General features: G+C 72.5%; 12 protein-coding genes and 2 pseudogenes. 4 read left to right on the top strand and 10 right to left on the bottom strand.

What is annotated here, in order from left to right; translation table 11 throughout:
• The 5 genes and pseudogenes from E4F61_RS11580 to glyQ form a co-directional block, all read right to left on the bottom strand.
• A pseudogene (locus E4F61_RS11580) lies at positions 1-525 on the bottom strand (translocation/assembly module TamB domain-containing protein); the annotation flags it as partial.
• A complete protein-coding gene (locus E4F61_RS11585; RefSeq protein WP_133479819.1) occupies positions 522-2312 on the bottom strand; it encodes an autotransporter assembly complex protein TamA in 1791 nt (596 codons plus the stop codon). The pseudogene E4F61_RS11580 and the gene E4F61_RS11585, both read right to left, overlap by 4 nt.
• 123 nt (positions 2313-2435) lie before the next feature.
• Positions 2436-4526: a glycine--tRNA ligase subunit beta gene (gene glyS, locus E4F61_RS11590; RefSeq protein WP_133479820.1), complete on the bottom strand. Its 2091-nt coding sequence runs from the start codon at positions 4524-4526 to the stop codon at positions 2436-2438.
• On the bottom strand, positions 4523-5173 hold the full coding sequence (locus E4F61_RS11595) for a glutathione S-transferase family protein (RefSeq protein ID WP_133479821.1): 651 nt from the start codon (positions 5171-5173) through the stop codon (positions 4523-4525). Before E4F61_RS11595 ends, glyS begins: the two co-directional genes overlap by 4 nt.
• Positions 5170-6078 carry a glycine--tRNA ligase subunit alpha gene (glyQ, locus tag E4F61_RS11600; RefSeq protein WP_133479822.1) on the bottom strand — a complete coding sequence of 303 codons (909 nt, stop codon included), beginning with the start codon at positions 6076-6078 and terminating at the stop codon, positions 5170-5172. The genes E4F61_RS11595 and glyQ overlap by 4 nt, the downstream gene beginning before the upstream one ends.
• A 117-nt stretch (positions 6079-6195) precedes the next feature.
• On the opposite strand from glyQ, the gene E4F61_RS11605 reads away from it, so the two are divergent.
• Both E4F61_RS11605 and E4F61_RS11610 read left to right on the top strand, forming a co-directional pair.
• Entirely contained in the window at positions 6196-7002 is an 807-nt protein-coding gene (locus tag E4F61_RS11605) for a glutamine amidotransferase (protein ID WP_133479823.1), read from the top strand.
• Between the two features lie 18 nt (positions 7003-7020).
• Positions 7021-7881 carry a BPSS1780 family membrane protein gene (locus E4F61_RS11610; RefSeq protein WP_133479824.1) on the top strand — a complete coding sequence of 287 codons (861 nt, stop codon included), beginning with the start codon at positions 7021-7023 and terminating at the stop codon, positions 7879-7881.
• A 3-nt stretch (positions 7882-7884) separates the two neighbouring features.
• Here E4F61_RS11610 and tatC read toward each other — a convergent pair whose 3' ends face one another.
• The 5 genes and pseudogenes from tatC to E4F61_RS11630 form a co-directional block, all read right to left on the bottom strand.
• Positions 7885-8628: a twin-arginine translocase subunit TatC gene (gene tatC / locus E4F61_RS11615; RefSeq protein ID WP_133479825.1), complete on the bottom strand. Its 744-nt coding sequence runs from the start codon at positions 8626-8628 to the stop codon at positions 7885-7887.
• Complete coding sequence (locus tag E4F61_RS11620) at positions 8615-8929, bottom strand: hypothetical protein (RefSeq protein ID WP_425480152.1); 315 nt, start codon at positions 8927-8929, stop codon at positions 8615-8617. The genes tatC and E4F61_RS11620 overlap by 14 nt, the downstream gene beginning before the upstream one ends.
• A 64-nt stretch (positions 8930-8993) precedes the next feature.
• Positions 8994-9062: pseudogene (locus E4F61_RS15065) on the bottom strand (twin-arginine translocase TatA/TatE family subunit); the annotation flags it as partial.
• A gap of 15 nt (positions 9063-9077) precedes the next feature.
• Positions 9078-9308, bottom strand: coding sequence for a Sec-independent protein translocase subunit TatA (tatA, locus tag E4F61_RS11625; RefSeq protein WP_133479826.1), 231 nt, complete (start codon positions 9306-9308; stop codon positions 9078-9080).
• Between the two features lie 56 nt (positions 9309-9364).
• Positions 9365-10210 (bottom strand): lipid-binding SYLF domain-containing protein, encoded by an 846-nt coding sequence (locus tag E4F61_RS11630; RefSeq protein ID WP_133479829.1) that lies wholly within the window; start codon positions 10208-10210, stop codon positions 9365-9367.
• Between the two features lie 138 nt (positions 10211-10348).
• On the opposite strand from E4F61_RS11630, the gene hemH reads away from it, so the two are divergent.
• Together hemH and E4F61_RS11640 are read left to right on the top strand one after the other, a co-directional pair.
• A complete protein-coding gene (hemH, locus tag E4F61_RS11635) occupies positions 10349-11308 on the top strand; it encodes a ferrochelatase (RefSeq protein WP_133479827.1) in 960 nt (319 codons plus the stop codon).
• Position 11309: 1 nt separating this feature from the next.
• On the top strand, positions 11310-12087 hold a 778-nt coding region (locus E4F61_RS11640), incomplete at its 3' end, for an alpha/beta fold hydrolase (RefSeq protein WP_238382905.1).

Consider the following 12087-nt stretch of genomic DNA (forward strand, 5'->3'; position numbering starts at 1 on the left):
GCGGATGTCGTCGGCCTGCAGCGCCAGCGGCACGGTGATCTGCGGCAGCGAGTCGGGCCAGCGCGGCAGCTCGAAGGGCTTATCGCTCGGCGGCAGGTCCAGCGTCGCGCCGTCGACCTGCAGCGCGTCGAGTCGCAGCTTGCGGCCGAGCAGCGGACGCAGCGCGGGGTCCAGCACCACGCGGCGCGCGACGAAGTCGAGCTTCTTCCAGCGGAAGTGCACGCCGTGCAGCGTCATCGGGCCCGAAGCCGGGCCTTCCGCGCGTGTCCACGTCAGCGACGCATCGGCCGGGAGGCGCGCCTTGATCTGCGCGAGCAGCAGATCGCGCCCGGCGATGGTGGTGAGCAGCCAGTACGCGAACACGCCGACGAGCAGCAGCACCACGCCGGTGCCGATGCCGCTGCGCAGCGCGAGCCGGCGCATGCGCGCCCGGCGCTTCGCACGCAGCTCGCGGATGCGCGCCTCGCGCTCGTCGGGCGTCGGCGCATCGGCCGGCGTCGGCGTGGCGTCGGGCAGGCGGCTCAAAGCTCCGCTCCGAGGCCGAGGTAGATCTGGAACGGCGAGTCGGGCGAGTTCAGCCCGTGCGCGACATCGATGCGAACCGGCCCCACCGGCGAGCGCCAGCGAACGCCGACGCCGACGCCGGTGTGCATGTCGGGCCGGCGGTTGAACGCACTGCCGGTGTCGACGAACACGGCATAGCCCCAGCGGTCGTTGAGGTACTGCTCGTACTCCGCGCTGGCGGTGACGACGTTGCGCGCGCCGACGGCGAAGCGCTGGCCGTCGTTGCCCACGCGCGGCCCCACCACGCGCCAGCCGTAGCCGCGGATGCTGCGCTCGCCACCGGCATGGAAACGCAGCGACGGCGGCAGCGTGCCGACCGGCGCGTCGCTCCACGTGTGCCCGAGCTCGCCGCGTGTGATCAGCCGGCTCAGCGGCCCGAGCCCGCGGTACCAGTTCACGGCGGCGTGGGCCTGCGCGAACAGCAGCCCGCTGTCGCCGCCGACGCTGCCCCGGCCGCCGCGCACGAACGCGTTCGCGCCGAAGCCGCGGCGCGGCATCAGGCGATCGTCGACATCGACGTAGGTCGCGTCGAACGAGGGATACGCGAACGAGGCGTAGCGGTAATCCGGCGGCGTGGACGGATCGCCGTCGTCCTCCGCGGCATAGGCCCAGCGCTCGCGCAGCACGTGCAGGCCGACGACGGCCTCGAGCTTGCGGTTGACGCGGCCGCTGCGGCTGGCGAGGAACTCCACGCGGCGGTTGTCGATGAAGTCGGTCTGCTCGTCGGCCGCCTGCAGCGCGAATGTGTACCAGCCGTCGAGCCAGGCGAACGCCGGGATGCGGTAGTTGAGCGTGAGCGTCTTGCGCCGCTGCGCGAAGTCCAGCTGCGCGGTGGCCTTGTGGCCGCGCCGGTTGAGGTAGCGACGGTCGACGCCGAGGCGCACGCCGGCGCCGCTGTCCGAGCCGTAGCTCAGGCCGGCGGTGTAGACGCTGCGCTTGGCGGGCGTCAGCGTGACCTCGACCGGCACTTCGCGGTCGACCGCCTTGTCGGGCAGCGGCGCCACGTCGATCGCCGAGAAGTAATCGAGCCGCTGCAGCGATTCGCGCAGGCGCTCGACGCGGTCCTGGTGGTACGGCGTGCCGGGCCGCCAGCGCACGAGCTTGCGCAGCAGCGCGTCGTCCACCACCGATGTCGGCGCCTGCGTGAACGACACCGCGCCCATGCGGTAGCGCTCGCCGCTGCGCCAGAGCAGGTCGATGTCGGCCGACTGCGTGGCGCGCGTGACCTCGACGCGGTGGGCGGTGAGGTCGGCGTCGAAATAACCGCGCTCGGCCAGCACGCGCGAGATGCGCGTCTTGCTCGCCTCGTACACCGCGTGGTCGAGGATCTCCCCGGCGATCGGCCGGAACGCGTCGACGTCCTCGCGCACCGGCGCGTCGTCGCCGGCCGCGCCGTCCACGCGCACCGATTCGCGCCGCACGGTCACCGGCGGGCCGGGCGTCACGTCGATGCGCAGCACCTCGCCGTCGCGCGTCACCCGCACCGTCGGCGCGTAGTAGCCGAACGGCTCCAGCGCGCCGCGCGTTTCCGGCTCGACCTGCTTGATGAGGTAGTCGAGGCGGCGGTCGGTGATGTCCTCGCCGGTCTCGTCGCTGATCGTCAGCGATTGCCGGATGTTGGTCTCGATGATGGTGTCGACGCCGCTGATGTCGACGCGCGCGATGCGCGCCGCCCACGCCGCGGGGCTCGCCACGCAGGCGAGCAGCAGGAACGGAACGGCGCGCCGGCCGCGGGGGAAAGTCGGCATCGGGTCAGGATAGCGATGGCCGTGTCAAAGCGGCCGTGATGACCGCTTCACGCACGCGTCCGCGGACACCCCGGGCGCCGCGGCTCCCGGCGGAGGTGCGCGGCCGTTCGCGACGGCCGCGCCTCAGACCGACAGGTGCTCGATCGCCGCCACGCTGCCGAGCCGGTCCGCGAGGCGCTGCAGCAGCGCGAGGCGGTTGCGGCGCACGGCGGCGTCGTCGACGTTGACCATCACCTTGTCGAAGAACGTGTCGACCGCCGGACGCAGCTGCGCGAGGCGCGCGAGCGTGCCGGCGTAGTCGCGGCGGTCGAGCATCGGCTCGGTGTCGGCGATCGCCGACTGCACGGCCTCGGCCAGCGCGCGCTCGGCGTCTTCCGTGTACAGCGACGGATCGAGCGTCGTCGGCACCTCGCCCTCGGCCTTGCGCAGGATGTTGCGGATGCGCTTGTTCGCAGCGGCGAGCGCCTCGGCCTCCGGCAGCGCGGCGAACTCGCGGATCGCCTTCAGGCGCGCGTCGAAGTCCGGCAGCGATTCGTGCACGGCGTTGAGCACCGCGTCGAACTGCTGCGGGGTGACGCCGCGGTCGGCGTAGTAGCCGCGCAGGCGGTCGTAGACGAAGTGGGTGATGTCGTAGGCGCCCACATCGGGCGCCTGTACCGGCTGCAGCGCGACCGCGCGCTCGACCAGCCCGTGCAGCATCAGGTCGTGCCCGCCCTCCAGCAGCGTGCGCGCCAGGCCCAGCGCGTTGCGGCGCAGCGCGAACGGGTCCTTGTTGCCGGTCGGGCGCAGCCCCGCGACGAAGCCGCCGGCGAGCGTGTCGAGGCGTTCGGCGATGGCCAGCACCTGGCCGAGCTTCGACGTGGCGATGTCGTCGCCGGCGAAGCGCGGCATGTAGATCTCGTCCAGTGCCTGCGCGAGTTCGAACCGCGCGGCGTCGCCGAGATCGGCCAGCGCCGCGTCGTGCAGCGCGTAGTAGCGGCCCGCGATGCCCTGCAGCTCCGGGAACTCGCCGACCATGCGCGACTGCAGGTCGGTCTTGGACACGAGCGCGGCGCGTCGCGCGAGCGCGGGATCGACGCCGACCTCCGCCGCGATCGACCCGGCCAGCGCGGCGATGCGCGCGGCCTTGTCGGCCACGCTGCCGAGCCTGGCCTGGTAGGTCACGCTCGACAGGCCCTCGCCCATCGACGTCAGGCCCCGCTTGAGGTCCTCGTCGAAGAAGAAGCCGGCATCGGCGAAGCGCGGGCGGATCACGCGCTCGTAGCCCTTGCGCACTTCCGACTCGTCCTTCGATTCGATGTTGGCGATGCCGACGAAATGCTCGGACAGGCGGTCGCTGGAATCCAGCACCGGGAAGAACTTCTGGTTCGCTTCCATCGTCGCGATCAGCGCTTCCTGCGGCACGCGCAGGAACTCGCGCGGGAAGCTGCAACCCACCGCCTTCGGCCATTCGACGAGGCCGTTGACCTCCTCGAGGATGCCGGGCTCGATGCGCGCCACGCCGCCGGCGGCCTGCGCCGCGCGTTCCACCTCGGCGCGGATGCGGCCGCGGCGTTCGTCGGGATCGACCAGCACCTTCGCGGTGCGCAGGGATTCGACGTAATCGGCGGGGTCGGTGAACCACACCGGCTTGTCGGCCATGAAGCGGTGCCCGCGGCTCATGCGATCGGCTTTCACGCCCAGCAGTTCGACGTCGACGATGTCGCCGCCGAGCAGCACGACCAGCCAGTGCACCGGGCGCGCGAAGCCGAAGTCGTTCGCGCCCCAGCGCATCGGCTTGGGGATCGGCATGCCGGCGATCGCCTCGGCGAGGATCTCGCCCAGCAGCGATGCGGTCGATGCGCCCGGCTTCACCGAGCGGTGCACAAAGCGCTCGCCCTTGGCGTCGGTCGTGCGTTCGAGCTGCGTCCAGTCGACGCCGGCCTTCTGAGCGAAGCCGTCCAGCGCGCGCGTCGGCGCGCCGTTCGCGTCGAGCGCGATGTTGACGTAGGGGCCGAGCACTTCCGACTTCTGGTCCGGCTGCGTCCCGGCGACGCCCGGCAGCGCGACGGCGAGGCGGCGCGGCGAGTAGAGCGGCTTGGCGCCGCTGCGGTCGAGCGCGATGCCGCGCTTGTCCAGCCCGGCGACCACGCCGTCGAAGAACGACTGCGCCAGGCCCGGCAATGCCTTGACGGGCAGTTCCTCGGTGCCGAGTTCGATCAGGAGCGGCTTCATGCGGGGGTGGCCTCGGCGCCCTTGGGCTGCGGCAGGTAGAACGGCGCGTAATGCGCGCGGAAGACATCCAGCGCCTCGCAGCGCGCGACGTGCGCGGCGAGCGCGGGCCAGCGCGCGAGGTCGGCGGGCATCGCGTCCTGCAGGTAGGTGGCGTAGCAGGCCACCGTGATGTCGGCGAGCGTCATCGATTCGCCGACGAGCCACGGGCCGTCGCGGCGGGCGCAGGCCGCGTCGAGCGCGCCGAGCGCGCCTTCGATCTGCGCGATGCCGCGATCGAGCAGCGCCTGCGATCGCTTCGCCTCGGAATGGAACAGGCGCTCGAGCACCATCGCGACGCCGCGGTCGGCGGCTCCGCTGGCGAGGCCGATCAGCCGCAGCGCTTCGCGGCGGTCCTGGCCGCCGGGCGGCAGCAACGGCAGGCCGGGCGTCTCGTGCTCGATCCAGTCGAGGATCGACGACGACTCCACCAGCGCATCGCCGTCGTCCAGCACCAGCACCGGCACGCGGCCGAGCGGGCTGTATTCGCGGATGCGGTCGAAGTCCGCGCCGACCGACCAGGCGCGATGCTCGAACGCGATGCCGCGCAGCGCCAGCGCGATGGCCACGCGCCGGGTGAACGGCGAATCGAACAGGCCGATCAGGATCATGCGGCCTCCGCCGGCTTCTTCAGCCCCGGGAAGCCGAGCTTCTCGCGCTGCGCGAAGTAGGCCTGCGCGACGCCCTGCGCCAGCTTGCGCACGCGCAGGATGTAGCGCTGGCGCTCGGTCACGCTGATCGCGCGGCGCGCGTCGAGCAGATTGAAACTGTGCGAGGCCTTGCAGACCTGGTCGTAGGCCGGCAGCGGCAGGCCGAGTTCGATGAGCTTCAGCGCTTCGGCTTCGCAGGCATCGAAGCGATGGAACAGTTCGGCGACGTCGGCGTATTCGAAGTTGTACGCGCTCTGCTCGACCTCGTTCTGGTGGTAGACGTCGCGGTACGTCACCGGCGTGCCGTCCGGGCCGATCGTCCAGACGAGGTCGAACACGTTGTCGACGTTCTGCAGGTACATGCACAGGCGCTCGAGCCCGTAGGTGATCTCGCCGAGCACCGGGCGGCATTCCAGGCCGCCGGCCTGCTGGAAGTAGGTGAACTGCGTGACTTCCATGCCGTTGAGCCAGACCTCCCAACCGAGGCCCCAGGCACCGAGCGTCGGCGATTCCCAGTTGTCCTCGACCAGGCGCAGGTCGTGCACCTGCGGGTCGACGCCGAGCGCCTTCAGCGAATCGAAGTAGAGCTCGACAATGTTCGGCGGCGACGGCTTCATCACCACCTGGTACTGGTAGTAGCGCTGCAGGCGGTTCGGGTTCTCGCCGTAGCGGCCGTCGGTGGGACGGCGGCACGGCTGCACGTAGGCCGCGTTCCACGGCTCCGGGCCGAGCGCGCGCAGGAACGTCGCGGGATGGAAGGTGCCGGCGCCGACCTCGAGGTCGAGCGGCTGGATGAGGGTGCAGCCCTTGTCGCCCCAGAAGGCGTTGAGGCGCTGGATGAGTTCCTGGAACGTGGGGGCCGGCATGCTGCGTTCCGTACGGGGCCGCGGAAAGCGGGCTAGTATAGCGACGGCGTTTTTCCCTCCTTTTCCGGGCCCGCATGCGCGCGCGTGCTGCCCGCTCCTGATCGCATCGTGCCGTCCATGGCGCCGACTTCCCGCTCCGGCATTTCCGCGACGGCCGACACCGGCCGGGCGCCCGACTCCGTGCCCGCGGCCGAACCGTCGCCCGGCGCACCGCCCGTGCTGATCCTCGAGACCGGCCAGCCGGTCGCGTCGATGAAACGGCATGGCCGATTCCCGCACTGGATCCGCACCGCCGCCGGCCTGCCGCGCGATGCAGCGGTGGTCGTCGACGTCGAACGGGGCGAAGCCCTGCCGCGCCGCGAGGGTTTCGCCGGCGTGATCGTCACCGGCTCGGGCGCGATGGTCACCGACCGCCGCGACTGGAGCGAGCGCACCGCCGAGTGGCTGGCCGACGCCGCGCATGCCGGACTGCCGCTGTTCGGCATCTGCTACGGCCACCAGCTGATCGCGCACGCGCTCGGCGGCGAGGTGGGCTGGCATCCGGCCGGGCGCGAGATGGGCACGGTGGAGATCGAGCGGCTCGCGCCGTCGAACGACGATGCGCTGTTCGCGCGCCTGCCGGAGCGCTTCGCCGCGCAGGCCACGCACCTGCAGTCGGTGCTGCGCGTGCCCGACGGCGCCACCTTGCTGGCGCGCTCGGACCACGATCCGGTGCATGCCTACCGCTGGCGCGAGCACGTCTGGGGCGTGCAGTTCCATCCCGAATTCAGCACCACCCACATGCGCGGCTACGTGCGGGCGCGCCGCGAGGCGCTGCACGGCGAGGGCCGCTGCGCCGTTTCCACCGAGCGCGGCGTGAGTGCGACCCCGCATGCGCGCCGCGAGCTGCGCCGTTTCGCGCGGCTCGCCCGCGCCCGCACCTGACGTCTTCCGGATACCGCCATGACCACGATCCACAAGCTCCCCGCCAGCGCCGGCGCCGAATGGCTGATCGGCGGGCTGCGCCTGCTGCGGCGCTCGCCGATGGGGCTGGGCACGCTGGGCCTGCTGTTCGGCCTGCTCGGCCTGCTCGCGAACCTGTCGCTGCAGCGTTCGCCGGAGACGGCCATGCTGTTGCAGCTGGTCTTCATCGTGCTCGGGCCGCTGCTGCTGGCGGGCATGGTGTATGCCGCGCGCGAGGTCGACGCCGGCCGCCCCGCCACGCCGGGCCACCTGCTGCGCGGCCTGCAGGAGGGCAAGGCGCCGCGCCTGCTCGCCACGCTGCTGCCGCAGGTGGCGGCGGTGATCCTGCTGGTGCTGCTGCTGTACGTACTGGTGGGGCCGGCCGAACTCGAATCGATGGTCGGCACGCTGGAGAAGCTGCAGGGCCAGGCGCAGCCGGATCCGGCGCTGGTCGCGCAGTTGCCGGTGCGCCGCATCCTGCTGTGGCTCGCGCTGGCGGTGGCGATCGGCGTGCTGACCGGCTTCTTCACCTTCACCGCGCTGCCCGAGATGATGTTCACCGACCGCGGCGCCTTCGCCGCGATGGGCACCAGCTTCCGCGCCTGCCTGCGCAACCTGCCGGCGATGCTGGTGTTCTTCCTGCTCACCGCGATCGCCGCGGTCGCGCTGCAGGTACTGGTGCTGCTGCTAGCCGCGGTGATCGGCGCGATCGCCGGCGCGTTCGCGATGCAGGTCATCGTGCAGCTGGTGACGATGGCGGTGCTGATGCCGGTGATCACCGGCGCGATGTACATCGCCTGGAAGCAGATGCAGGGCAGCCCCGATGCGCCGCCGCCGGTGTACCACGGCATCGAGGCCTGAGCCTCAGCGTCGCGCCACCAGCCGCGAGGCGACGATGCCGGCCTCGTAGAGCAGGCACATCGGCACCGCGAGCATGAGCTGCGAGACGACGTCCGGCGGCGTGATCACCGCCGCGACGACGAAGATGCCGACGATCGCGTAGCCGCGCCATTCGCGCAGCTGCGCCGGCGTCACCCAGCCCAGCAGCACCAGGATCACCAGCGCGACCGGCAGCTCGAAGCTCGCGCCGAAGGCCAGGAAGATCACCGACACGAAGTCGAGGTACTTGCCGATGTCCGGCGTCTGCGCGACGACGTCGGGGGTGAACTTCGCGAGGAAGCCGAACGCCGCCGGCAGCACCACGAAGTACGCGAATGCGCAGCCGAGATAGAACAGCAGCACCGCCGACACCAGCAGCGGCAGCGCGACGCGCTTCTCGCGCTTGTACAGGCCGGGCGCGACGAACGCCCAGGCCTGGTAGAGCAGCCACGGCGCGCTGACGAACAGCGCCGTCATGAAGGCGAGCTTCATCGGCACGAAGAAGCCGCCGGCCGGGTCGGTGGCCACGAGGTGGCCGGACTGCGGCAGCGTCTTGAGCAGCGGATGCGCGAGCAGCGTGTAGAGCTTCGCGGCGAACGGCATCAGCGCGACGAAGGCGACGATCACGCCCAGCGCGCCGCGCAGCAGCCGCGCGCGCAGTTCGATCAGGTGGTCGAGCAGGCGCGGCGCGTCGGGCGGCGGGGGCAGGTGCGCGTCAGCGCTGCTCATTCGCGGGCGTGCTCGGCGGCAGGTCGGTGTCCGCGGCAGTCGACGGCAGCGCAGGCGCGCCGTCGTCGCCGGCCGGGGCGGCAGGCGCATCGCTGGCGCCGTCGTGCCGCAGCGGGGCGTCGATCGCGGCCGGCGTGGCGGGCGCCTCGGTCATGCGGGCCTCCACGTCGGCGAGCTGCGCACGCAGCCGCGCGCCGTCGGCCCGCAGCGCGTCCTGCGCCTCGCGCAGCTCCTCGCGGGCGCGCAGGATGCTGCGGCGCATGTCCTCGTCGGCCAGTTCGTTCTCGAGCTCGGACTTCACCGACTGCCACTGCGCGCGCGCGGCGCATCCACATGCCGGCCAGCCGCGCGGCCTTGGGCAGGCGCTCGGGGCCGAGCACCACCAGCGCGACCAGCGCGATGACCAGCAGCTCGGAGAAGCCGATGTCGAACATGCCGCGATGCGGCGGTCAGCGACGGTCGCGATCGACGTCGGAGGTGTCGCGGCCGCGCAGGTCAGCGTCCGCGTCGCGTCGCTCGTCGCGCAGGCGCTGGGCCTCGTCGTCGCCGCGCACGCCCTTCTTGAACTCGCGCACGGCGTCGCCGATGTCCTTGCCGGCCGACTTCAGGCGGCCGGTGCCGAAGATCACGACGACGATCACCAGCACGATCAACCAGTGGGTGATGCTCCAGCTGCCCATGGCGCTGCTCGCTTCGAAAGTAGAACGCGCAGGATAACGCAGCGCCCGCGGCCGATTTACGGCAGCGGTTCGGCCTTCACCGCGGGTTCCGCGTTCTGGAACGGCTGCGGCGTCGGATCGGCCGGCGCAGCGGCGGGCACCGCGGTGCTGGTGCTCGCAGCCGCGCTCGCCGGCGCCGCGTTCGCGACGGCAGCGGGCGCCGCGGTGCCGCGCTCGGCGCGGGCGGCGGCGGTGGCCTCCTCGAGCGCGTCGCGGAAATTCACCAGCGACGTCGATGCCGGCGCGCGCGTGCGGCCCTCGAAGATCATGCGCGGCGTGGTGCCGTCGCCATACGCCAGCTGGTCGGCGGTGTCGTCGATCTGCAGCACCGCGCCGTCGAGCGCGATGCCGGCGAACAGCCCGCGGGCGCGCGACCACGACCAGATCTCGGCCTTGAGCTGGCCGTCGGTGGCGGTGCCCGCGCTACGGCCGACCGGGCCGGCGGCGACCGACGCGTCCGCGCCCAGCGTGACCTTGCCGTTGACGATGGAATCGACGCCGCGCTCGCCGCGGAACACCAGTACGAGGTCGGAGGACTGTAGGCCCGCCTGCAGGCCGATCGAGCCGCCGGTGAGCTTCACGAACGCCGGCTGCGACCAGGTGCCGTCGGGGTTCTTCACCGCCATCAGGCCATGGCCGCGACGGCCGCCGACCACCAGCCCGATCTTCAGCGTGTCGGGCACCACGACGATCGCGCGCGCCTCGTCGAGCAGCTTGTCCGGGATCGACGACTCGGGAATCTTGCGGATCTCCTGCAGCACGCGCAGCGCGTCGCGGGCGCGGGCGTCCTCGGCGGGGCCGGCGAAGGCGGGCGCGGCGACGGCGAGGCCGAGGGCGAGGACGAGGCCGGAGAAGCGGGGCAGACGATCCATGGTCGGTACCGGTGAACGGGGGGTTCAGGCTAGTGATGCGGGGATGAATATCAAGCAACCGCGTTGCCGGCACGCGGCGTTGCCGTCGCGCGCGTGCGGGGCGCGGCGACGCGCTGTCATGCTATGGCGATGACCGACGCCCCGCGCACCGCCCTCGTCCTCGCCAACCTCGGTACGCCCGACGCGCCGACGCCACGCGACGTGCGGCGCTACCTGTCGGAATTCCTGCACGACCACCGCGTCGTCGACCTCAGTCGCTGGATCTGGTGCCCGCTGCTGCACTTCGTGATCCTGCCGCTGCGCGCGAAACCGGTGGCGAAGAAGTACGCCTCGATCTGGATCGACGGCGAGGACGGCGGCTCGCCGCTGGCCGTGTACACGCGGCGGCTGGCGCGCGCGGTGCAGACGCAGCTGCCGGAGCTGCACGTGGTCGACGCGATGCGCTACGGCCGCCCCTCGCTGCACGGCACGCTGGCGCGGCTGGAAGCCGACGGCTACGCGCGCATCCTGGTGCTGCCGCTGTATCCGCAGTACTCGACGTCGACCACCGCCTCGGTCGAGGACGTGGCCGCGTGCCTGGACGTGATCAAGCCCGAGGTGGTCGAGGACTACCACCTCGACGCGAACTGGATCGCCGCGGTCGCCGACAGCATCCGCGCCGCGCGCGAAGGCAGCAGCGGCGAGCGCCACCTGCTGTTCTCCTACCACGGGCTGCCCGAGCGCTTCATCCGCCGCGGCGATCCGTACCAGCGCCAGTGCGAGGCCTCGTCGGCGGCGATCGCGCAGGCGCTCGGCCTGGAGCGCGCGCAGTGGTCGCTGGCCTACCAGTCGCAGTTCGGCCGCGAGAAGTGGATCGGCCCGTCGACGCGCGACACGCTTCAGCAGCTGGCCGCGCGCGGCGTGCACGACATCGACGTGGTCGCGCCGGGCTTCGCGGTCGACTGCCTGGAAACGCTGGAGGAAGTCGCCGACATGCTCGCGCACGAGTTCGCGCGGGCCGGCGGCCGGATGCATTACATCGCCTGCCTCAACGACTCGCCGGCGCATGCGCGCGTGCTGGCCGACATCGCGCGTCGCGCGCTCGGCTGACGTGCGCGAGATCCACCTCGACACGCCGTTCGGCCGGTTGGCCGCGCTGCGCTTCGGCCACGGCGGCACGCCGGTGCTCGCGCTGCACGGCTGGCTCGACAACGCGGCGAGCTTCGGCCCGCTGGCGCCGCACCTCGACGGCCTCGACCTGGTCGCGCTCGACCTGCCGGGCCACGGCGCCAGTGCGCACCTGCCGCCGTCGGCCGAGTACACGCTGGTCAACGCCGCGCGTGCGGTGCTGTCGGCGGCCGACGCGCTGGGCTGGTCGCGCTTCTCGCTGCTCGGGCACTCGATGGGCGGGGCGACGGCGACGCTGGTCGCCGCGGGTGCGCCAGGGCGCGTCGCCAGGCTCGCGCTGATCGAGGCGTTGGGCGGACTGGTCGAAGCCGAGGACGCCACCGCGCGCCGCCTGCAGGACGCGTTCGCCGCGCTGGCCGAGCCCGCCGGGGCGCGGCGGCGCGTGTTTCCCGACGTCGCCACCGCGGTGCGCGCCCGCTTGCTCGCCGGCGGGCTGGACGAGGCCGCCGCGCGGCCGATCGTCGAGCGCGGCCTCGCGCCGGCGCCGGACGGCGGCTACGTCTGGCGCAGCGACGCGCGCCTGACGCGGCCGACCGCGGTGCGCATGACCGAGGGCCAGGTGCGCGACGTGATCCGCGCGATCGAATGCCCGGTGCGGCTGGTGCACGCGGTGCCGGCATTCCGCTTCTTCCCGGCCGACGTGCGCGACGCGCGCGCCGCGCTGCTGCGCGACGTGCAGGTGGTCGGCCTCGACGGCGGCC

Origin of the sequence: Cognatilysobacter segetis (genome assembly GCF_004359965.1) — a bacterium.
Taxonomy (GTDB): domain Bacteria; phylum Pseudomonadota; class Gammaproteobacteria; order Xanthomonadales; family Xanthomonadaceae; genus Cognatilysobacter; species Cognatilysobacter segetis.

Coding starts and splice junctions, on each gene's coding strand:
- E4F61_RS11585 (WP_133479819.1), bottom strand. CDS start 2,312: ATGCCGACTTTCCCCCGCGGCCGGCGCGCCGTTCCGTTCCTGCTGCTC.
- glyS (WP_133479820.1), bottom strand. CDS start 4,526: ATGAAGCCGCTCCTGATCGAACTCGGCACCGAGGAACTGCCCGTCAAG.
- E4F61_RS11595 (WP_133479821.1), bottom strand. CDS start 5,173: ATGATCCTGATCGGCCTGTTCGATTCGCCGTTCACCCGGCGCGTGGCC.
- glyQ (WP_133479822.1), bottom strand. CDS start 6,078: ATGCCGGCCCCCACGTTCCAGGAACTCATCCAGCGCCTCAACGCCTTC.
- E4F61_RS11605 (WP_133479823.1), top strand. CDS start 6,196: ATGGCGCCGACTTCCCGCTCCGGCATTTCCGCGACGGCCGACACCGGC.
- E4F61_RS11610 (WP_133479824.1), top strand. CDS start 7,021: ATGACCACGATCCACAAGCTCCCCGCCAGCGCCGGCGCCGAATGGCTG.
- tatC (WP_133479825.1), bottom strand. CDS start 8,628: ATGAGCAGCGCTGACGCGCACCTGCCCCCGCCGCCCGACGCGCCGCGC.
- tatA (WP_133479826.1), bottom strand. CDS start 9,308: ATGGGCAGCTGGAGCATCACCCACTGGTTGATCGTGCTGGTGATCGTC.
- hemH (WP_133479827.1), top strand. CDS start 10,349: ATGACCGACGCCCCGCGCACCGCCCTCGTCCTCGCCAACCTCGGTACG.